This window comes from Serratia sp. Nf2 (assembly GCF_003028435.1).
In the GTDB taxonomy this organism is placed as follows: Bacteria; Pseudomonadota; Gammaproteobacteria; order Enterobacterales; family Enterobacteriaceae; genus Serratia; species Serratia marcescens_L.
On the sequence record NZ_PYTW01000008.1, the window covers coordinates 97,914 to 117,408 of the forward strand.

A 19,495-nucleotide genomic window follows, 5' to 3' on the forward strand; every position below is an offset into this window, starting at 1 on the left:
ATGAACAACAATAAACTTACCTCCAAGTATTCTTTGGGTGATCAAGGCGGTGAGCAATTAATTCGCGCCACATTGGTGTGTGAACTTATGGCCGATTTGATGAGTCACCAAGGCAGCAGTAATCAAAAAATGGTTTCAGCATTAGGGGTGTCAGCCCTGTTTGAATGTTTGGCCGGGCAACTGGATGGTGTGCTTGATAACAGTATTTTATTGAGCGTGACCAAAATTAAAGGGGAAGATAATGCTATCAATTAATCACCCCGCATCACCCGAATTTAAAATTGCCTTGCTGCGTCATTATATTGCCTGCGCTTTTATTGACTCAATGACAAGTAAAAATGGTCAAGCGGTATTTATTTATGATGGGGAAGAAGTGATGCTAACGCTGGATAAGGTCGCGTTGAATATTATTTATCATATTGAGGCGCCTTTTATCGACCAGTTTGGCGTCATGGAGGGCGGGATGTTGGCCGCTGCGGATTTGATGGCCATGCTGGCACCTGGTTTTATGATTGCGCCAGTACAACTATCCCATTATGGCTATCATCGGCTGTGCGAAGTGTATCGAGACATTATCTTTGGTGCCCCTGATGGCGAGTTGCCCCCAGGGGCTACGTTATACGCCCGTAATGCCAGGGAGGTGCACTGATGAGCCAACAACCGGTTACAGCGGCCATTAACGCCGCCAAAGGGCGCTGGCCGCATATCCTCCCGGCGTTGAGTATCAAGGTTCCCGCTAACGGTAAACATGGCCCTTGCCCTAAATGTGGTGGAACGGATCGCTTTCGTTTCGATGATCGTGACGGACGCGGGACATGGATATGTTCGCATTGCCAGCATGGCGATGGCCTGGATTTGGTAAAACTGGTCGCCGGGATTGATGCAGCCAGTGCGGCGAAGGAGGTGGCTCAGGCGTTGGCCTTGCCTGCCGTGCAACAGTCACCCATTTTGCCCGCCAGGAAAGAAACCTCCGATGCGCAGAAATTGGCAAAGATGCAGAAAAGCTACCAGGCATTGTTATCACGCAGTTCAACGGGCGAAAGCCCGTATCTGACAGAGAAAGGCTTGCAGGGGCAGACGGTCACGCTGATTGGGCAGACGGCTTCTTATGGTGGCGTTGAGTTTCCTGTAGGGGCACTTCTGCTGCCATTAACGGACGTGTCAGGGCAATTACGCGGGGCGCAGTTGATCCACCCCCTGGGAGAAAAGCGCCTGCTGCCTCATTCGCTGTTAGCCGGGGCATTCGTTGCCGTAAATGAACCAGGTCAAGAACCGCCGGAACAGGTAATTATCACCGAGGGCTATGCCACTGCATTGACCGTGGCCAGGCTAACCGAGGGTGTGATCGTCGCCGCCGTTGCCGCCAGCAACTTGGTTAATGTGGCGCAGCAACTGCGGCAAAAGTGGCCAGAGGCGCGTTTGGTTGTGGCGGGGGATAACGATTTTGACGACGGGAAAGAAAACACCGGCAAATTGTGGGCGGAAAAAGCGGCCAAGGCGGTAGATGGTTGGGTTACGTTGCCGCCCACACGGCATAAGGCCGATTGGGACGATTTTCGCCAGGATCAAGGGCTGGAGCGCGCGAAAGAAGCTTTCCGGGAGGAAATGATCCTGTTTGGCAAAGGGAAAACCAAACTGCCGCAGGGATTCCGGCTTACCCAGGAATATCTGTGGTACGACAAACTGGTTAACAAGTCGGACGGTGACACCGAGATCCGCAATATCAAGATATGCAGCCCGCTGCGGGTCACCGCCATTACCTGCGATGAAGATGGCAGTAACTATGGCCGTTTGCTGGAGTGGGAAGATACCAATGGGATCAGCCGGAAATGGGCGATGCCGATGGAAATGTTATGCGGTGGCGGGGAAGAGCTGCGGCGCGTGTTGCTGGTCAATGGGCTGTCGTACATCAATATCAACGGCCAGGCGCGTGCGCATCTGATGGAGTACATCTCGTTATGCAAGCCTGAACGTAAAGTGACGTGTGTCACCAAAACCGGTTGGCATGGCTCGGTTTACGTACTCCAGGATGAAGTGATCGGCATTGGTGCGGAATCGGTGATCCTGCAAACCTCCAGTGTTCAGGGGCGTGATTTCCGCCAGTCTGGCACGCTGGATGAATGGCGCGAACAGATTGGGCGTTACTGTGTGGGCAATGGGCGAGTGGCGTTCGCGGTCAGCCTGGCCTTTGCTGCTCCCCTGTTAAAACTGGTGGGCGTCGGTGGTGGTGGCTATCACCTCAAAGGCGAATCGACGGATGGCAAAACCACGACCATGAAAGTGGCGGCGTCGGTCTGTGGGGGTACGGATTTTTGGCATACCTGGCGTGCGACTGGTAACGCACTGGAAGGGACGGCCAGCCGTCGCAACGATGCCACCTTGATGCTGGATGAGATCCGCGAAGTGGATGGCCGTGAGGCCGGCAATATCGCCTATATGTTGGCGAACGGTCAGGGCAAGGCACGAGCTAGAACAGACGGAAGCGTGCGTGAAACCAATAGGTGGTGTTTGTTGTTCCTCTCCACCGGCGAGCTATCCCTGGTTGAACATGCGGCCAACGTGGGGGAGCGCACCTATGCCGGGGTAGAGGTCAGGATGATCCAAATTCCCAGTGACACCGGCAAGTATGGCGTATTCGAAGAACTGCACGGCTTTGGCGGGGGGAAGGCACTGGCGGAACATCTGGAGCAGGCTGTCACCACAAGCCACGGAGCGCCGTTCCGGGAGTGGTTACGTTGTTTGACAGCGGATCTGCCGGGCATGACGCATAAGGCCAAATCCTTGCTGAAAGACTACACGCGGCTGCTCACACCGGAAAATGCGGGGAACCAAGTTGGCAGAGCGGTAACGCGCTTTGCCCTGGTGGCGATGGCCGGAGAATTGGCCACCGAAGCGGGGATCACCGGTTGGGCGCAAGGTGAGGCGTTAAAAGCCGCTAAAAGCTGCCTGGCTGCGTGGATGTATGACCGGGGCCACTCCGCCAATCAGGAGGACGCCGCAGCGCTGGAGCAGGTCAGGGACTTTATGACGCGCAATCAATTTAGCCGCTTTGCCGATTGGTACGATGCACAAAGCCGGCCAGGAAATATGGTGGGGTTTCGCCAGGTAAAAAAAGGCGACAACCTGGAAGACGCGGTGACCACGTTTTATGTGTTGCCGTCTGGGTGGAAGGAAATCTGCAAGGGGTTTGACGCCAAGAAGGTGGCGCGTTTATGTGCGGCGGCGGGGTATCTGGATGTGCCAGAGGATGAAACCCGGACGCAGAAAAACATACGCCTGCCAGAAATGGGGCTGAAACGGGTTTATCAGTTTAACAGTAGCGTTCTGGGGTAATTCTCTTACGCGAGTCTTATTTATGACTGGTAACACTGGTAACTGAGGTAACACCCAGATGTGGCAAGGCTTGTCGGTGTTACCAGTGAAATCTATCCACTGGTAACACTGGTAACGTTTTTGTGGCTGTTACCAGTTGATACCAGTCGAAAATAGCCAGTGGTAACGGGTTTTATCCTTATATATCAATGGTGTTACCAGTGTTCCCACTGTTACCAGTCAAAAAGGATAAAGAGAAGGTGAAAACCGGCTTGCAGAGGCTTCTTTCCTGGCTGGCGGTGTTGAAAGATTGAAGGAGTTAAAAGGAATGCGAACATTTACGGTGGTTTGCCCCGATTGTGAGTCGAAAGCCATTATTAGTAAGACGAATCGCAAGCATAAGATGCTTGCGGATGTGTACTGCACCTGTAGCAATCCGGAGTGTGGTCACCGGTTTGTGGCTAATGTGACGTTTTCCCATACCCTGTGTCCTAGTGCATTGACGCACGGTCAGATGATCCAGAGTTTGCTTAAGGGGATTACTCCAGAACAACGAGCAGACACCATTGGGTGGCTTAAGGCGGCTCAGGATAAAGAATCACAAGAGGCAAAGGACAGAGTACCCGACCCCATCAAACCTGTCGTTACGCGGCGCAAACACGCCGATTACGTAGCGAAGCAGTAATGCCATCATATGCCACGGCATAGGGGCTGCATCGGCAGTTTAGATTACAGCTTTTTCAGTTGGATAGTTTACGTCCACACCTCGCGAAGCCGCGCCCTGCGCGGCTTTTGCGTTTTTCGTCATTGTGCTGCGGAGGTGATTTTATAGGCGCGATCTCACGTAAAATAAAAAAATCTAATTTAATCATATCGTTGTGATTGCGCGGGGGAGGTTAAATTGAGAGGTCTACTGAAAAATACTGAAATTCTTTTCAATCTTTTCAGTTTGGAATTGCTCGCAAAGCCCTAGGCGTGGCGCGGCCCGGCGGGATGTTTTGTAGAAAATCAGAACTGAAAAAATTTCCTGATCCAAATTGTGCAGGCGGGTGCGGTGTAGTGCCGTTTCCGTGCTTAGATCGTTTACGCAAGGGTATAATATGATAAAATGAAAAATAACTAACTAATAAGAATCCCCAATTACTTGAGGAAAATATGAACCAATCACAGATAGAACAAATTAAGACTGATATAGATAGTTTTTATGCCCTAAATTTCGAAGACATTTTAGGAAAAAGCCTTAATAAAGATGAATTAAATTATGATACAGCGATGATCGGCGATTATACAATAAGTGAATATATCATAATTGTTAATAAAGTATTCCGGCACTTCAAACAAGAATTGATGGATGTAGGTTTTAAATCACTTCCATATCAATATAATTTTAACAATGAGTTTAGTAACGGTAATTTACATTCTGATATATCGAGTGTTGTTTCGTATATAAGTTCAGCATCATTCCCTTCGAGTGTTCAATGTTTAAATAGGCTTGTGCACTATCAACGTTTGAATGGGTTTTGGGAAAAAAGTAATAGGAAATACTTCAAAAGCTCCGAAGATAAAAATATACAAGACAGGGAGGTTTTGGAAACTCTTAAATATCACCTAACCAATTACTCTGAAAGTTTTGTTGAAATCGTTTCGCAAATAGATAAAAAGAAAGATGAGTTGTCGTCTTTCATCTCTGCTAAGCAGTCAGAGTTGAGGGAAATCGAAGCTGGTTTGTCAGAAATGAATAGGCAAAACATCGCAATAAATGAACTTCATAATAATGCCACATCTACAGTTGAAAAGATAAACTCGCAGTTTAATATAACCGAGAGCAAACGGGTTGACTCTGAGAAACTACTCAGTGAAGCGAGGGGGGAGTTAAATACTCTCCAGGATGATATAATTGAATACGGAAAGAAAATAGCAAATCAAGATACTAAATACAATGAGTTGAAAGATTCGTTTGAACAGTCATTGAATTTTGTTCAAGGCAAAGAAGAGTATTTTGAAGAGCGTAATCAATACCTTGATGATTTAATTGGTAGGGAAGTCGGTGCGTCGCTTTTCGAGACATTTAAGCAGCGTAAAGAAGAATTGTCCCCATCTGTTAATTTCTGGAAATGGGCTGTCCCTATTTTAGCGAGTGCTACAGTTATTTGGATATTTATTCTTTTTTCTACAAGTCAGGGAGCAGTGCTGTCATATCAAGTTATTATAATTAACTCACTAAAAGCACTGCCGGCCATTGGTCTTCTGTTATTTGGTATTTCGCAATATAGTAGAGAGAGGAATTTTCAGGAAGAGTATGCATTCAAATCGGCAGTGGCATTGACTCTGAATTCTTATGCCTCACAGTTGAGAAATGAAGAGAATAAAGACCAGCTGATCATGAATTCGGTTAATGAGATATATAAAACGCCTATACAACATAGTAAGGTAAAAACATCCGAGAGCAAGTCATTAATTGATGCTGTTAAGGAGTTGGTGGATAGTACGAAGAATTTAGTAGATAGTAAAAAATAGCTATTCTTCTTTGTGATTAATTGCGTATAAAATGGTTTGTACGCAATTAGATAATGAATTTATGTTTTTTAAATATCTTCATTGAATCAGATTTAACCTAGCAGTTTTTCCGGCCATTAATTATCAGGTGTGATAGTCGAGTTTTGAGTGGAAGGGGCTCTTTGGGTCAAAGTTTATATGGTTAATAAATTGACCCATCTCTGATTCTAGAGATCACTTTTAACGGATTCACACATTTCTTTTTGTATCTTTTCCAGTACCTCATCTGTTAAACCGTACTTTAGTGCGGCTGATTTTGTTATGGGTTGCAAAATATCTTCAACTGAGTTAAAGAGTTCGATTGTATGATTAAGTTCTTTAATCATATCGTGACGACCTGATTCATTAATAAAATCTAATGCATGATCAACAAAATATGAATGAGCTAACCAATTTCTTTTTTTCAAGGCTATTGAAAGTGTGTTTTTAATGTCTTCATTTAGCACTCCAAGTTTTTTTATTAGACCTAAAAGCTGACCCATCGTTTTTTCAGAAAGGAATTTGTCAAATTGATCAAAGTCATTTTCCCACTCATCATTTGTGGTGAATTTAGGTATTTTTTCTTTGAAAAAATCGAAGAAAATGAGCAGTTGTATTATCGACTGTTCGACACATTGTGCTCTGTACATAGCTAGCCCGAAGTATGCGTAAACCTCTTTGCAATGTTCTGAAGTATTCATTATAGATAGACCTCAACTAGATAGTGTAAATTAAAAATAGCATATTAAGGTTACAATATCATGCAGCTTGAGCCTCTGCTCGATAATCATTGCACTACGATGTTACGATGCCCGCGTCTCACTCAACGTTTACTGTCAGATTGAGTATAGTTCTGAGCCGCAAAGTGCCAGCTCAAATTTGAGCTAATAATACTATTTGTATGTTTTTGTTAAGGCGCTATTGTAGCTGCATACCATTGCATCATACCCCTCCGCCCTTCCAAGTATTGCGCATGATTGTAAGTTCCTCGGATAGAGTTTTTATCAACATGCGCAAGCTGCATTTCAATCCAGGCGCTTTCAAAGCCATGCTCGTGTAAAATGGTACTCATTGTATGGCGGAAACCGTGACCAGTAGCACGGCCGTGATAACCGAGCATCTTGATAACTTTATTGATGCTGGCTTCGCTCATCGGCTTGCGGACATCGTTACGACCAGGAAACAACAGCGTATAGCGTCCAGTAAGCACTTTTAGTTTTTCAAGGATCTCTAAAGCTTGGGTTGAAAGCGGTACCAGGTGGGAGCGACGCTTCTTCATCCGTTCTTTTGGCACTTCCCACAATGCATTCTTAAAATCGAATTCTGACCATTGGGCAGCTCGTAGTTCTATAGTGCGAACGCCGGTTAGGATTAGCAGTTGTGTAGCATATTTCGTTAGTTTACTACCCTGGTAGTTATTGAGTGCGAGCATAAACTCTGGCAATTCGCTTTCAGTTAAGAAAGGATAATGGCCGTTCTTGGGCTTATTCAGTGCGCTAGCCAGATCTGGTGCCGGATTATAGGTTGCTCGACCGGTTACTACAGCGTAACGGAAAACTTCACCACAGCGCCTTCTGACCTTACTTGTTAATTCCAGCGCGCCACGCTTTTCTATCTTTTGCAAAACGGTAAGCAACTCCAACGGGGCGATTTGGTCGATTGGCCGTTTACCGATGTAAGGGAATACGTTGTTTTCAAAACCCCGCATCACATAATCGGCGTAATCTGTTGACCAGGTTGGAAGCTTGGAACTGTGCCATTCACGGGCGATAGCTTCGAAGGTATCGTTGTTGGTGTGGGCGAGGGCAATTTTATTTGCTCTACGTGCATCGCTAGGGTTGATGCCATTGGCTAATTGATTTCGGGCCTCATCGCGCTTCTTTCGAGCTTCAGCAAGTGAAACTGCACCATAAACACCAAAAGAGATCATCTTCGCCTTGCCGGCAAATCGGTAGCGGAAACGCCAGCCCTTACCGCCGTTGGTATCAATTAGCAGGGATAGGCCGCTCCCATCGTTCAATGTGTAGGGCTTGTCCTGGGCTTTAGCGCGTCGTATCTGTACATCTGTGAGTAGCATAATGTGTATAACCAAAACTTCGAACCTGGAGTTATACGCAATATTATACACACCCAAGCTTGGATTTTACTAAACAGCGTTGGATGTTGTTAGACAAAATTTTAGATGAACTGATTGTTATAGAAGGGTTTTATAGAGCTCTTTGGACGTGTTGAGATGTAGTAATGGTGTCCCCGACTGGAATCGAACCAGTAACTAGCCCTTAGGAGGGGCTTGTTATATCCGTTTAACTACGGGGACGCTGCGGGCCGGCAACCGACGCTGCCGGGGCATTATACCTTTTTTTACCCGCAGAATAAGCGCTTAGCGGCGCGTTTGCTCAATACCTCGCCAGTTCACGCCGAAATTTCCTCGGCTAACCGACGGCGATCACGGTTTTTCCCCGCCGTGGCGCCGCTTTTCCTCTTGCCGATGCGCGGCCTGGTTTTTGGCGCTCAAATCGTTGCGGATCTGCGCGTGGCTGATCAGCGCAAAGATAAAGGTGCCGCCGATGATGTTGCCCGCCAGCGTCGGCAGGGCGAACGGGTAAATGAATTCTGGCCAGCCAATCGCGCCGTTGAACACCAGATACAGGATCTCGACCGAGCCGACCACGATATGGGTCAAATCGCAAATCGCCACCAGGTAGGTCATCAGCACGATCACCCAAATTTTCGCCGCGCCGGCGGCCGGGATCATCCACACCATGGTGGCGATGATCCAGCCGGCCAGGATGCCGTTGGCGAACATCTCTCCCGGCGTATGGCGCATCACCTCTTCACCCAGGCTGATGAAGGCGCCGCGCGTTTCGGCGTCGAACAGCGGCATATGGGTAAACGCCAGCGCCGCCAGTCCGGTGCCGATCAGGTTGCCGAGCAGCACCACGCCCCACAGGCGCAGCAGGATCAGCAGGTTGCGCGGGGTGGGTTTATGCATGATTGGCAATACCGCCGTGACGGTGTTTTCGGTAAACAACTGCTGGCGCGCCATGATGACAATGATGAAACCGAAGGTGTAGCCGAGGTTCTCGATGAAAAAGCGGCTGGGATCGTCCGGCAAACGGGCGTGGAAAATGCCTTTTGCCGCCAGCGAGGCGCCCATCGACAGACCGGCGGCGATCGCCGACCACAGCAGCGCCAGCCCGTCGCGCTCCAGCTCTTTTTCGCCTTCCATCCGGATCTGTTCATGCACCGCCGCCGCGCGCGACGGCAAATTCTCTTCCCTGACTTCGATTTCGCGCTTGCCCTGTTCCTGTTCTTCGCTCTCTACCTGCATTGTTTCATCCGGCTCGTGTTCCTGGCGTTGCTGTTCGCTCATGCTGTCGCTCCTGCTCAATAAGGGTGAGTTCACGTTATTAAGCGTAGTTGCCCGACCTAAATGCGGCGAAATACAGAAAAAGGTAACAAGAGTTAAAATCCGCCGATTTTTTCCACGCATTCTTGATCCTGCGCGCCATATTGGCCCGTCGGCGCGCCCGCCGCGGGCTGCGTGCGGGGAAAGGCTTATGCTATGATTCGCTATCCCAAAGAAAAATATGAGTTCCCCGATGCTGGAAGCCAAAAGTCTGAGTTGCGTGCGCGATGAGCGCATCCTGTTTAGCGAGCTAAGCTTTTCAGTTCATCCGGGCGATATCATTCAGGTAGAAGGGCCGAACGGCGCGGGCAAAACCAGTTTACTGCGCATTCTCGCCGGCCTGGCGCAGCCGGACGGCGGCGAGGTCTGCTGGCGGGGGCGCAACACGCTGCGCGATCGTGCGGGTTACCAGCAAGATTTGCTGTTTATCGGCCATCAGCCCGGCATCAAAGCCGTATTGACGCCCTTCGAAAACCTGCAGTTTTATCAGGCGGTGCGCGGCACAACCGAGCATCAGGCCATCTGGCGCGCCCTGGAGCAGGTGGGGCTGGTGGGTTACGAGGATCTGCCGGTGGCGCAGCTTTCCGCCGGGCAGCAGCGGCGCGTGGCGCTGGCGCGGCTGTGGCTCAGCGCGGCGCCGCTGTGGATCCTCGATGAGCCGCTGACGGCGATCGACAAGCAGGGCGTAGCCGAGTTGATTAGCCTTTTTGAACAACATGCGCAGCGGGGCGGCATGGTATTGTTGACCACCCATCAGGATTTGGCCGGTGTCAGCCAAACGGTGGGTAAAGTTCGTTTGGCGGAACATGACGCGGGGAGCCTGTGATGTTTTTGACCCTGGTGCGCCGTGAACTGAAGATCGCCTGCCGTAAAGGTTCGGAGATCGTCAACCCGCTGTGGTTTTTCCTGATTGTGATCACGCTGTTCCCGTTGGGGATTGGCCCGGAGCCGCAGCTGCTGGCGCGGATTGCGCCGGGCATCGTGTGGGTGGCGGCGCTGCTGGCCTCGCTGCTGTCGCTGGAGCGGCTGTTTCGCGACGATTTCCTCGACGGCTCGCTGGAGCAGCTGTTGCTGCTGCCGACGCCGCTGCCGATGACGGTGCTGGGCAAAGTGTGTGCTCACTGGGTCGTGACGGGGCTGCCGCTGCTGATCCTGTCGCCGCTGGTGGCGTTGCTGCTGTCGCTCGATATGCAGACCTGGCTGGCGGTGGCGGGGACGCTGCTGCTCGGCACGCCGACGCTGAGCCTGATTGGCGCTATCGGCGTGGGGCTGACAGTCGGCCTGCGCAAAGGGGGTGTGCTGCTCAGCCTGCTGGTGTTGCCGCTGTATATCCCGGTGCTGATCTTCGCCACCGGCGCGATCGACGCCGCCTCGATGGGCATGCCGATCGACGGTTACCTGGCGATACTCGGCGCGATGCTGGCGGGCAGCGTGACATTGGCACCGTTTGCCACCGCGGCGGCGCTGCGAGTGAGCGTGCACTAGCTAACTGATTGAATGAACAGACGGGGCAAGGCCGACAAGAGCGTACCCCGCAGAAGATTTTCGCCGTTTCGATCGCTCGGGGCGGCCGACGCATAAAAATTACCGTGAGCACTGACGACAATGTGGAAATGGTTACATCAACTGGCGCGGCCTGAACGGCTGTATCACGTCTGCGGCCGCTTTATCCCCTGGCTGGGGCTAGCGGCGGCGGCTTGCCTGCTGCTGGGCTGGGCATGGGGCTTTGGTTTCGCGCCGAAGGATTATCAGCAGGGCGACAGCTTCCGCATCATTTATATTCACGTGCCGGCGGCCATGTGGTCGATGGGTATCTACGCCTCGATGGCGGTGGCGGCGTTTATCGGCCTGGTGTGGCAGATGAAAATGTCCGATACCGTGGTAGCGGCGATGGCGCCGATCGGCGCGGTGTTCACCTTTATCGCGCTGGTGACCGGCTCCGCCTGGGGCAAGCCGATGTGGGGCACCTGGTGGGTGTGGGATGCGCGTCTGACCTCCGAGCTGGTGCTGCTGTTCCTTTATATGGGCGTCATCGCGCTGTACAACGCCTTTGAAGACCGCCGTCTGGCGGGCCGCGCCGCCGGGATTCTGGTGCTGGTGGGCGTGGTGAATATCCCGATCATCCATTTTTCGGTCGAATGGTGGAATACGCTGCATCAGGGCTCGACCAATATGCAGCAGTCTATCGCGCCAAGCATGCGCACCCCGCTGCGCTGGGCGATCCTCGGTTACCTGCTGCTGTTCGTCACGCTGACGCTGATGCGCCTGCGCAATCTGATCCTGTTCCAGGAGCGCCAGCGCCCGTGGGTCGCCGGGCTGGTGAATAAGGAGCGTCAGTCATGAATGCCGCGTTCGATTCCTGGTCGGCGTTTTTCGCCATGGGCGGTTACGCCTTCTATGTTTGGCTGGCGGTCGCCGCCACGCTGATTTCGCTGTTGGGGCTGGTGGCGCACACCGTCTGGCAACGGCGGCAGTTGCTCGCCGAGATCGGCCGCCGTCAGGCGCGCGAGCGGCGCATTCGCCATGCGCAACAATCAAAACAAAAATCCGCCCCACCGCGGGAGAAATCATTGTGAATCCACGTCGTAAAAGCCGCCTTTATCTGGCGATCGTTGTGCTGATCGGCATCGCGCTGACCGCGACCCTGATGCTGTACGCGCTGCGCTCCAACATCGATCTGTTCTATACCCCGGGTGAAATCCTGCAGGGCAAGGGCGAAAATCATGAGAAGCCCGAGGTTGGCCAGCGACTGCGCATCGGCGGCATGGTGATGCCGGGCTCGGTGAAACGCGATCCCAATACGCTGCAGGTCAGCTTCAAGATTTACGACGCGCGCGGCGCGATCGGCGTGACCTACACCGGCATTCTGCCGGACCTGTTCCGCGAAGGGCAGGGCGTGGTGGCACAGGGCGTGCTGGGTGAGGGCAACGTGGTCAATGCGCGCGAAGTGCTGGCCAAACACGATGAAAAATACACGCCGCCTGAAGTGGCAGACGCAATGAAAGAGAACCACAAAGGCCCGGCGGAAGCGTATAACGCGCCGCAGGCGGAGGGCGCCAAGTCATGATGCCGGAACTGGGCAGTTTTCTGCTGTGCCTGGCGTTGGCGATCGCGCTGCTGCTGAGCATTTACCCGCAGTGGGGCGCGGCGCGGCAAGACAGCCGCATGATGGCGGTAGCCCGCCCGCTGACCTACGGCATGTTCGCCGCGATTGCGCTGGCGTTCCTGTGCCTGGTGCACGCCTTCGTGGTCAACGATTTTACCGTCGCCTACGTGGCCACCAACTCCAATACCCAACTGCCAGTGTATTACCGTATCGCCGCCACCTGGGGGGCGCATGAAGGTTCGCTGCTGCTGTGGGTACTTCTGCTGAGTTGTTGGTCGCTGGCGGTGGCGTTGTGCAGCCGGGCGATGCCGCAGGATGCGGTGGCGCGGGTGCTGTCGGTGATGGGGATGATCACCGCCGGTTTCCTGTTGTTCATCATCATGACCTCCAATCCGTTCACCCGCACGCTGCCGAATTTCCCGATCGACGGCAGCGATCTCAACCCGCTGCTGCAGGATATCGGCCTGATCTTCCACCCGCCGCTGCTGTATATGGGCTATGTCGGTTTCTCGGTCGCCTTCGCCTTCGCCATCGCCTCGCTGATGGCCGGCCGGCTCGACACCGCCTGGGCGCGCTGGTCACGCCCGTGGACTACCGCCGCCTGGGTGTTCCTCACGCTCGGTATCGTGCTCGGATCGGCCTGGGCCTACTATGAGCTGGGCTGGGGCGGCTGGTGGTTCTGGGATCCGGTGGAGAATGCCTCCTTTATGCCGTGGTTGGCCGGCACCGCGCTGATGCATTCGCTGGCGGTGACCGAAAAACGCGGCACGTTCAAAGCCTGGACGGTGTTGCTGGCGATCACCGCCTTCTCGCTGTGCCTGCTGGGCACCTTCCTGGTGCGCTCCGGCGTGCTGGTCTCGGTGCACTCCTTCGCCTCCGATCCGGCGCGTGGCATGTTCATCCTCGCCTATCTGGTGATCGTGATCGGCGGTTCGCTGCTGCTGTACGCGGTCAAGGGCGGCCAGGTGCGCAGCCGGGTGCAGCACGAGACCTTCTCGCGCGAGACCTTCCTGTTGGGCAACAACGTGCTGCTGATCGCCGCCATGCTGGTGGTGCTGTTGGGCACGCTGCTGCCATTGGTGCACAAACAGCTGGGGCTGGGCAGCATCTCGATTGGCGAGCCGTTCTTCAACACCATGTTCACCTGGCTGATGGCGCCGCTGGCGCTGCTGTTGGGCATCGGGCCGCTGGTGCGCTGGCGCCGCGATGAGCCGGGCAAGCTGTGGCGGCGCCTTGGCGTGGCGCTGCTGGCGACGCTGGTGTTGTCAATCCTGCTGCCGTGGCTGCTGCAGGACAGCATCGCCGGCATGACGGTGGTGGGCCTGATCATGGCGCTGTGGGTGATCATCCTGACGCTGATGGAGCTGCATGAGCGCGCCACCCACCGTCACGGTTTCTGGCGCGGGCTGCGCCAGCTGTCCCGCAGCCACTGGGGCATGGTACTCGGCCACCTCGGCGTGGCGGTGACGGTGATCGGCATCGCCTTCAGCCAGAACTACAGCGTGGAACGCGACGTGCGGATGAAGGCCGGCGACAGCGTGGATATCCACAACTATCACTTCGTGTTCCGCGACGTGCACGACATTCGCGGTCCGAACTACAGCGGCGGCGTCGGCATCATCGACGTCACGCGCAACGGCAAGCCGGAGGCGACGCTGCACGCGGAAAAACGCTACTACAGCGTGGCGCGCAGCATGATGACCGAAGCGGCGATCGACGGCGGTTTCAGCCGCGATCTGTACGCGGCGCTGGGCGAGGAGCTGGAGGACGGTTCCTGGGCAGTGCGCCTGTATTACAAACCCTTCGTGCGCTGGATTTGGTTCGGCGGCGTCTTTATGGCGATCGGCGGCCTGCTGTGCATCCTCGACCCGCGTTACCGCATGAGTAAAAAACTCAAGCGCGAAGGCAAGCTGGAGGCGCAACCATGAATCGTAAGCTGCTGTTTATCCCGTTGGTCCTCTTCCTGCTGCTGGTGGCGGCACTGATGGTGCAACTGACGCGCAACGCCGGCGGTGAAGATCCGACCATGCTGGAATCGGCGCTGATCGGCAAACCGGTGCCGACCTTCAGGCTGGAATCGCTGGATCAGCCCGGCAAAACTTACGATCAGGCGGTGCTGCGCGACGGTAAGCCGATATTGCTCAACGTCTGGGCCACCTGGTGCCCGACCTGCCGCGCGGAACACCAGTACCTTAATACGCTGGCGGCGCGCGGCGTGCGGGTGGTCGGCCTGAACTATAAAGACGACCGCGCCAAGGCGGTGACCTGGCTGAATTCCCTCGGCAATCCCTATGCTCTCAGCCTGTACGACGGCGACGGCATGCTGGGGTTGGATCTTGGGGTGTACGGCGCACCTGAGACCTTCCTTATCGACGGCCAGGGGATTATTCGCTATCGCCACGCCGGCGACATGAATGAGCGCGTCTGGCAGCAGGAAGTGCTGCCGCTGTATAAAAAGTACGGGGGTGAGGCATGAGGCTGATTGTCCTGCTGTGCGCCGCGCTGCTGAGTTGGAGCGCCGTCGCGGCGATCGATACCTATCGCTTCAACTCCGTCGAGCAGGAACAGCAGTATCGCGAGTTGACCGAACAGCTGCGCTGCCCGAAATGCCAAAACAACAGCATTGCCGATTCCAACGCCATCATCGCCGCCGACATGCGCACCAAGGTGTACGAGCTGATGATGCAGGGGCAAAGCAAGCAGCAGATCATCGATTACATGGTGGCGCGCTACGGCAACTTCGTCACCTACGAGCCGCCGGTAACGCCGGCGACGCTGATCTTGTGGATCGGCCCGCTGCTGTTCGTGCTGATCGGCGGGGCGGTAGTGATCCTGCGCGCCCGTCGCCGGCCCGACGCGACGGTGGACGACGCATTCTCCGAACGGGAACGGCAGCGCCTGGCGGCGCTGTTGCAAGAGACTGACAGGAAGAAACCCTAATGGCTTTTTGGCTGATTATTTGCGTGTTGCTGGCCGGCGCCGCCGCGTTGCTGGTGGTGCCGGCGATGCGCCACGGCAAGCAGAGCGCCACCACGCGCGATGCGTTGAACAAGGCTTTTTATCAGGATCGCCTCAGCGAGCTGGAGCAGGACGAGCAGCAGGGCGTGGTGGCCGAGCGCCCGGAGCTGGTCAAAGAGCTGCAACAGAACCTGTTGAACGACATTCCCGTCGAGCAGGCGGTGCAGGCGCAGCCGATCAACCGCTGGGCGCTGGTGCCGGGCGTGCTGTTATTGCTGGCGGTGACCGTTGGCTTTTATCTGAAAACCGGCGGGTTGGCGCAGGTGCTGGACTGGCGTCTGGTGCAGGCGCAAATGCCGGAATTGCGTGAGCGCGTCGCCAATGAGCGCGCCAAACCGCTGAGCATGGAAGAGATCGCCCGTCTCGGGCTGGGGCTGCGCACCGCGCTGCAGCAGGACGATCGCAACATCAACGACTGGATGATGCTGGGGCGGGTTGGCATGGCGCTGAACAACGCTACCACAGCCACGCAGGCGTTTGCCCATGCTTATCAATTGGATCCGAATAGTCTGGAAGTGCGGCTCGGCTATGCCGAGGTCTTGACGCGCTCCAACGATCCGGAGGATAACAAGCGGGCGACGCAGCTGTTGCGGCGCATGATCGCAGAAAATCACGGCGATCCGCGGGTGCTGAGCCTGCTGGCGTTCAATGCCTTCGAACAGGGCGACTTCAAGCAGGCGATCGGCGCCTGGCAGGTGATGCTGCAGCTGCTGCCGGCCAACGATCCGCGCGCGGAAGTGATAAAGCGCAGCATTGCACAAGCAAAAGCCCAGGCCGGCGGAGAAACTGTTAAACTGAATGTGACCGTTTCGCTGTCACCGCAGGCGGCGAAAGCCCTGCCGCCGCAGGGGACGCTGGTCATCTCGGTTACCGACGGCGCCAGCCCGGTACCGGTGGCGGTAAAACAATTGCCGCTGAGCCGTTTTCCGCTGTCTTTCTCTCTGGATGACAGCAACGCCATGATGCCCGAGCGTCTACTCTCGGCACAGCATCAGGTGCAGGTGCGTGTGCGCCTCTCACAGGACGGATTGGCCACGCCGCAGCCGGGAGACTGGTTCGGCGAAAGCTCGCTGCAGACATTCAGCGGTAAAGAGCAGGTTAGCGTTCAGATAAACAAGCAGGTCCCTGAAAAATAAGACCGAACGTGTTTTTATGGAGAAAAATATGAACTTTCGCCTGACTGGGGTGGCATTCGCAACGGTATTACTGGTGGGCTGTGCCAGCGCGCCAGACAACGATCCGCAAGGGCGTTCCGATCCTCTGGAAGGATTTAACCGGACGATGTTCGACTTCAACTACAACGTCCTGGATCCTTATATCCTGCGCCCGGTCGCGGTGGCCTGGCGCGACTACGTGCCGATGCCGGCGCGTAACGGCATCAGCAACTTCACCTCCAACCTGGAAGAGCCGGCCAGCATGGTCAACGCCTTCCTGAAGGGCGACCCTTACCGCGGGATGATCCACTTCAACCGTTTCTTCCTGAACACCCTGCTCGGGATGGGCGGCCTGATCGACGTGGCCGGCATGGCCAACCCGAAACTGGCGCGCGAAGAACCGAACCGCTTCGGCAGCACGCTGGGCCATTACGATGTGGGTTACGGCCCGTACGTGATGCTGCCGGGCTACGGCAGCTTCACGCTGCGTGACGAAGGCGGCGATTTTGCGGATACGCTGTATCCGATGCTGAGCTACCTGACCTTCTGGATGTCGGCGGGCAAATGGGTGGTCGAGGGTATCGAAACCCGTGCCCAGCTGCTGGATTCCGACGGCCTGCTGCGCAACTCCTCCGATCCTTATATCATGGTGCGCGAGGCTTACTTCCAGCGCCACGATTTCATCGCCAACGGCGGCTCGCTCAAGCCGGAAGAGAATCCGAACGCCAAGGCGATCCAGGGCGAGCTGGACGAGATCGACTCGCAGTAATCACGGGCGTTACGCCAATGAAAACCCGCCGTCAGGCGGGTTTTTTTTATGTCGGCGGCAAGCGACGGGCAAAAAAAAGCGCCCCACGGGGCGCTTTGGCTTCTTTCTCAAGCGAGATTAGAAGCGGTAGTTGAAGTTGGCGCCGTACAGCCAGGCTTTACCTTCAGAGTTAAAGGTGTAAGGGCCTTCTTTGATGGTGACTTTCTGGCCGTGCATGTAGGAAATGCCGACGTCAACCGACGCGTCTTTGTTGAACGCGTAAGAGGTACCTGCGCTGATCCAGAAGCGATCCTGATCCGGAATGGAGATGGAACGGTTCTGTGCCGGCACCGGGCTGTCATCGAAGGCGACACCGCCGCGGAAGGTCCAGTTGTCGTCGTAGAAGTAGGTGGTACCCAGCGCGATGCGGTAAGCGTCTTTGAAGCCTTCATGCTTTTCGAACAGCGTCTGGCCGTTGTTGCCGGTAGCTCTCAGCTCCTGGAACTGGCTCCAGCTGGTGTACGCCAGGCTGTAGTGGATGGCCCACTGCGGCGCAACTTTGTTGTAGCCGGACAGTTCCCACATCTCTGGCAGGTTCAGATCCAGAGAGCCGGGGATGGTGCTGCCGTTGGTGCCCAAAGGCAGGCCGAGGGAACCCAGAATTGGGTTATAGGCCGATGGCAGGCTGCTTTTGTAATCGCCGTCAAACTTGATTTTGACTTCGGAGCGATAGGTGAAACCGTAGCGGTTATTTTCGTCCACTTCGTACAGGATGCCGGCGTTCCAGCCGTAACCCCATTTATCGCCTTTCAGATGCGAAATTTGGGTATCAGCCGGGATCTGTGATACCGGGCCGGCTAGCTGCGGCGGTAATTGGCCAGAACCTGCGATCAGCTTCGGCAATTCACCGGCGTAGCGTTCCAGTTTGGCTTTGGCGTACACCGCATCGAAGCCCAGACCGAAGCTGAAGTGTTGGTTCAGACGGTAGGCGCCGCTCAGGTTGAGGTTAACGGTAGTCAGATCGGTCTTGCCGCCGTAAGCGCCGGCGGTATAGCCGTCGTTGAATTCGGTCGCCAGACCGTAGTTGCTGGTGACCGAGCCGCCTACGGCGAACTGATCGTTAATCGGGTGAACATAATGCAGGTTCGGCACCCAGGCGACAGGGGCGATATTTTTTGAGTCCAGGCTGGCACCGGAAGGCGATTTACCGGTGATGTCAACGTCTGGGTCGATGAAGACTGCGCCGATGGAGAGTTCCGGGCGGGTATACATCATCAACAATGCCGGGTTGCGGCTCGCCGAGGCCGCCGTATCCGCCATGGCGCCTTCGCCAGAATACGAACGTCCTAAACCAGCTGATGAGAACTCATTCAGCTGGAATCCTGCGGCAGACACGTTTGAAGAAATAATTGCCACTGCAGCTGCGAGAGCTGATTTAGTCAATAGGTTTTTCTGGCTCATGACCAAAACCTCATTATGTGTTTATTATTTAAACTATTGTTACACGAGGTAACAAGGAGCGCGGGATTGTAGGGTCCGTTATCGTTCAGACAAATCAGACCAGTGGCTGAAGTATAGGTCTGACCTGTGAAAATGTTGCAAGTTTGTTTTTGAAATATTTACAATCTGATATCAAAAAAGAGATCTGCTTAACAAAAAGCCAGCGGTAAATAACAAAATTCTTACCATTCCTTAGCAGACGCTCATTTTTATTTGTGATTTCCATCACTTAAAACACCCAGTAAAAGTAAGTGCTAGTGATTGACGGCGTGGAAGCGTAAAATAACCGCAGAATTTTGTGGCTTTGTGCCGGTGAGTAAAACGGCAATTTGGGCTGATAACCGAGGCCCTTGAGGAGAACCAATCATGTCAGATGCAATTAATAAATGCAGCGCCCAGGAAACCGCCGCGTGTTGCTGTGTGGATGTCGGCACCGTGATGGATAACACCGATTGCACCGCGTCCTACAGCCAGGTGTTCAGCAATCAACAAGATGCGGAGGCGATGCTGGCCGCACTGAGCGAAAAGGCGCGCGCGGTAGAATCCGACCCTTGTGACATCAGCAGTAGCATTAAACCGGTTGACGGCGGCGTGCAGTTGGAGGCCGATTTCACCTTCGCCTGCCAGGCGGAAACCCTGATCTTCCAGCTCGGCCTGCGTTAATCCTCGCTTTACCCCCCGGTGCCGCCTGCTGCGCGCCGGGGATTGCTTTC

The 19,495-nt window shown here is 54.5% G+C and carries 20 protein-coding genes and 1 tRNA gene; 16 read left to right on the plus strand and 5 right to left on the minus strand.

Features of this window, described 5'->3' with window-relative positions; translation table 11 throughout:
• The 5 genes from C9411_RS17820 (at position 1) to C9411_RS17845 (ending at position 5,829) form a co-directional block, all read left to right on the plus strand.
• Positions 1-255 carry a hypothetical protein gene (locus C9411_RS17820; RefSeq protein ID WP_094461223.1) on the plus strand — a complete coding sequence of 85 codons (255 nt, stop codon included), beginning with the start codon at positions 1-3 and terminating at the stop codon, positions 253-255.
• The gene (locus tag C9411_RS17825; RefSeq protein WP_107227585.1) at positions 242-649 is read left to right on the plus strand and encodes a hypothetical protein; all 408 of its coding nucleotides are present in this window, start codon (positions 242-244) and stop codon (positions 647-649) included. Before C9411_RS17820 ends, C9411_RS17825 begins: the two co-directional genes overlap by 14 nt.
• The gene (locus C9411_RS17830) at positions 649-3,333 is read left to right on the plus strand and encodes a DUF927 domain-containing protein (protein ID WP_107227586.1); all 2,685 of its coding nucleotides are present in this window, start codon (positions 649-651) and stop codon (positions 3,331-3,333) included. The genes C9411_RS17825 and C9411_RS17830 overlap by 1 nt, the downstream gene beginning before the upstream one ends.
• 382 nt (positions 3,334-3,715) lie before the next feature.
• A complete protein-coding gene (locus C9411_RS17835; protein ID WP_233221927.1) occupies positions 3,716-3,997 on the plus strand; it encodes an ogr/Delta-like zinc finger family protein in 282 nt (93 codons plus the stop codon).
• 470 nt (positions 3,998-4,467) lie between these two features.
• Positions 4,468-5,829, plus strand: coding sequence for a hypothetical protein (locus tag C9411_RS17845; protein WP_107227589.1), 1,362 nt, complete (start codon positions 4,468-4,470; stop codon positions 5,827-5,829).
• Positions 5,830-6,035: 206 nt separating this feature from the next.
• Here C9411_RS17845 and C9411_RS25865 read toward each other — a convergent pair whose 3' ends face one another.
• From C9411_RS25865 to C9411_RS17865, 4 genes are all read right to left on the minus strand, one after another.
• Complete coding sequence (locus tag C9411_RS25865) at positions 6,036-6,548, minus strand: hypothetical protein (RefSeq protein WP_199200137.1); 513 nt, start codon at positions 6,546-6,548, stop codon at positions 6,036-6,038.
• Between the two features lie 209 nt (positions 6,549-6,757).
• On the minus strand, positions 6,758-7,924 hold the full coding sequence (locus tag C9411_RS17855) for a tyrosine-type recombinase/integrase (protein ID WP_107227653.1): 1,167 nt from the start codon (positions 7,922-7,924) through the stop codon (positions 6,758-6,760).
• 165 nt (positions 7,925-8,089) lie between these two features.
• Positions 8,090-8,164, minus strand: a tRNA-Arg gene (locus C9411_RS17860).
• Positions 8,165-8,293: 129 nt separating this feature from the next.
• Positions 8,294-9,220 (minus strand): formate/nitrite transporter family protein, encoded by a 927-nt coding sequence (locus tag C9411_RS17865; RefSeq protein WP_063988941.1) that lies wholly within the window; start codon positions 9,218-9,220, stop codon positions 8,294-8,296.
• Positions 9,221-9,449: 229 nt separating this feature from the next.
• Here C9411_RS17865 and ccmA point away from each other — a divergent pair, with 229 nt between their 5' ends.
• The 10 genes from ccmA (at position 9,450) to mlaA (ending at position 17,303) form a co-directional block, all read left to right on the plus strand.
• On the plus strand, positions 9,450-10,082 hold the full coding sequence (gene ccmA, locus C9411_RS17870) for a cytochrome c biogenesis heme-transporting ATPase CcmA (RefSeq protein WP_107227590.1): 633 nt from the start codon (positions 9,450-9,452) through the stop codon (positions 10,080-10,082).
• Positions 10,082-10,741, plus strand: a complete 660-nt coding sequence (ccmB, locus tag C9411_RS17875; RefSeq protein WP_025303731.1) for a heme exporter protein CcmB — start codon at positions 10,082-10,084, stop codon at positions 10,739-10,741. Before ccmA ends, ccmB begins: the two co-directional genes overlap by 1 nt.
• A 120-nt stretch (positions 10,742-10,861) precedes the next feature.
• Positions 10,862-11,599: a heme ABC transporter permease gene (locus C9411_RS17880; protein ID WP_004936270.1), complete on the plus strand. Its 738-nt coding sequence runs from the start codon at positions 10,862-10,864 to the stop codon at positions 11,597-11,599.
• A complete protein-coding gene (gene ccmD / locus C9411_RS17885; RefSeq protein ID WP_107227591.1) occupies positions 11,596-11,832 on the plus strand; it encodes a heme exporter protein CcmD in 237 nt (78 codons plus the stop codon). The genes C9411_RS17880 and ccmD overlap by 4 nt, the downstream gene beginning before the upstream one ends.
• Positions 11,829-12,323 carry a cytochrome c maturation protein CcmE gene (gene ccmE / locus C9411_RS17890; RefSeq protein ID WP_004936264.1) on the plus strand — a complete coding sequence of 165 codons (495 nt, stop codon included), beginning with the start codon at positions 11,829-11,831 and terminating at the stop codon, positions 12,321-12,323. The genes ccmD and ccmE overlap by 4 nt, the downstream gene beginning before the upstream one ends.
• Positions 12,320-14,290 (plus strand): heme lyase CcmF/NrfE family subunit, encoded by a 1,971-nt coding sequence (locus C9411_RS17895; protein ID WP_063988943.1) that lies wholly within the window; start codon positions 12,320-12,322, stop codon positions 14,288-14,290. The genes ccmE and C9411_RS17895 overlap by 4 nt, the downstream gene beginning before the upstream one ends.
• Complete coding sequence (locus tag C9411_RS17900; RefSeq protein ID WP_033653726.1) at positions 14,287-14,838, plus strand: DsbE family thiol:disulfide interchange protein; 552 nt, start codon at positions 14,287-14,289, stop codon at positions 14,836-14,838. Before C9411_RS17895 ends, C9411_RS17900 begins: the two co-directional genes overlap by 4 nt.
• Complete coding sequence (locus C9411_RS17905) at positions 14,835-15,302, plus strand: cytochrome c-type biogenesis protein (RefSeq protein ID WP_107227592.1); 468 nt, start codon at positions 14,835-14,837, stop codon at positions 15,300-15,302. The genes C9411_RS17900 and C9411_RS17905 overlap by 4 nt, the downstream gene beginning before the upstream one ends.
• Positions 15,302-16,516: a c-type cytochrome biogenesis protein CcmI gene (ccmI, locus tag C9411_RS17910; RefSeq protein ID WP_107227593.1), complete on the plus strand. Its 1,215-nt coding sequence runs from the start codon at positions 15,302-15,304 to the stop codon at positions 16,514-16,516. The genes C9411_RS17905 and ccmI overlap by 1 nt, the downstream gene beginning before the upstream one ends.
• A gap of 28 nt (positions 16,517-16,544) precedes the next feature.
• On the plus strand, positions 16,545-17,303 hold the full coding sequence (mlaA, locus tag C9411_RS17915; protein WP_021505590.1) for a phospholipid-binding lipoprotein MlaA: 759 nt from the start codon (positions 16,545-16,547) through the stop codon (positions 17,301-17,303).
• A 117-nt stretch (positions 17,304-17,420) separates the two neighbouring features.
• Here mlaA and fadL read toward each other — a convergent pair whose 3' ends face one another.
• Entirely contained in the window at positions 17,421-18,743 is a 1,323-nt protein-coding gene (gene fadL / locus C9411_RS17920) for a long-chain fatty acid transporter FadL (RefSeq protein WP_063988947.1), read from the minus strand.
• A 405-nt stretch (positions 18,744-19,148) separates the two neighbouring features.
• Between fadL and C9411_RS17925 the strand changes: the two genes are divergently transcribed.
• On the plus strand, positions 19,149-19,445 hold the full coding sequence (locus C9411_RS17925) for a YfcZ/YiiS family protein (RefSeq protein WP_072145088.1): 297 nt from the start codon (positions 19,149-19,151) through the stop codon (positions 19,443-19,445).
• Positions 19,446-19,495 lie beyond the last annotated feature (50 nt).

Excerpts from the sequence above, each read along its gene's own strand:
- C9411_RS17820 (WP_094461223.1), top strand. The coding sequence starts at position 1 with ATGAACAACAATAAACTTACCTCCAAGTATTCTTTGGGTGATCAAGGC.
- C9411_RS17825 (WP_107227585.1), top strand. The coding sequence starts at position 242 with ATGCTATCAATTAATCACCCCGCATCACCCGAATTTAAAATTGCCTTG.
- C9411_RS17830 (WP_107227586.1), top strand. The coding sequence starts at position 649 with ATGAGCCAACAACCGGTTACAGCGGCCATTAACGCCGCCAAAGGGCGC.
- C9411_RS17835 (WP_233221927.1), top strand. The coding sequence starts at position 3,716 with ATGCTTGCGGATGTGTACTGCACCTGTAGCAATCCGGAGTGTGGTCAC.
- C9411_RS17845 (WP_107227589.1), top strand. The coding sequence starts at position 4,468 with ATGAACCAATCACAGATAGAACAAATTAAGACTGATATAGATAGTTTT.
- C9411_RS25865 (WP_199200137.1), bottom strand. The coding sequence starts at position 6,548 with ATGAATACTTCAGAACATTGCAAAGAGGTTTACGCATACTTCGGGCTA.
- C9411_RS17855 (WP_107227653.1), bottom strand. The coding sequence starts at position 7,924 with ATGCTACTCACAGATGTACAGATACGACGCGCTAAAGCCCAGGACAAG.
- C9411_RS17865 (WP_063988941.1), bottom strand. The coding sequence starts at position 9,220 with ATGAGCGAACAGCAACGCCAGGAACACGAGCCGGATGAAACAATGCAG.
- ccmA (WP_107227590.1), top strand. The coding sequence starts at position 9,450 with ATGCTGGAAGCCAAAAGTCTGAGTTGCGTGCGCGATGAGCGCATCCTG.
- ccmB (WP_025303731.1), top strand. The coding sequence starts at position 10,082 with ATGTTTTTGACCCTGGTGCGCCGTGAACTGAAGATCGCCTGCCGTAAA.
- C9411_RS17880 (WP_004936270.1), top strand. The coding sequence starts at position 10,862 with ATGTGGAAATGGTTACATCAACTGGCGCGGCCTGAACGGCTGTATCAC.
- ccmD (WP_107227591.1), top strand. The coding sequence starts at position 11,596 with ATGAATGCCGCGTTCGATTCCTGGTCGGCGTTTTTCGCCATGGGCGGT.
- C9411_RS17895 (WP_063988943.1), top strand. The coding sequence starts at position 12,320 with ATGATGCCGGAACTGGGCAGTTTTCTGCTGTGCCTGGCGTTGGCGATC.
- C9411_RS17900 (WP_033653726.1), top strand. The coding sequence starts at position 14,287 with ATGAATCGTAAGCTGCTGTTTATCCCGTTGGTCCTCTTCCTGCTGCTG.
- C9411_RS17905 (WP_107227592.1), top strand. The coding sequence starts at position 14,835 with ATGAGGCTGATTGTCCTGCTGTGCGCCGCGCTGCTGAGTTGGAGCGCC.
- ccmI (WP_107227593.1), top strand. The coding sequence starts at position 15,302 with ATGGCTTTTTGGCTGATTATTTGCGTGTTGCTGGCCGGCGCCGCCGCG.
- mlaA (WP_021505590.1), top strand. The coding sequence starts at position 16,545 with ATGAACTTTCGCCTGACTGGGGTGGCATTCGCAACGGTATTACTGGTG.
- fadL (WP_063988947.1), bottom strand. The coding sequence starts at position 18,743 with ATGAGCCAGAAAAACCTATTGACTAAATCAGCTCTCGCAGCTGCAGTG.
- C9411_RS17925 (WP_072145088.1), top strand. The coding sequence starts at position 19,149 with ATGTCAGATGCAATTAATAAATGCAGCGCCCAGGAAACCGCCGCGTGT.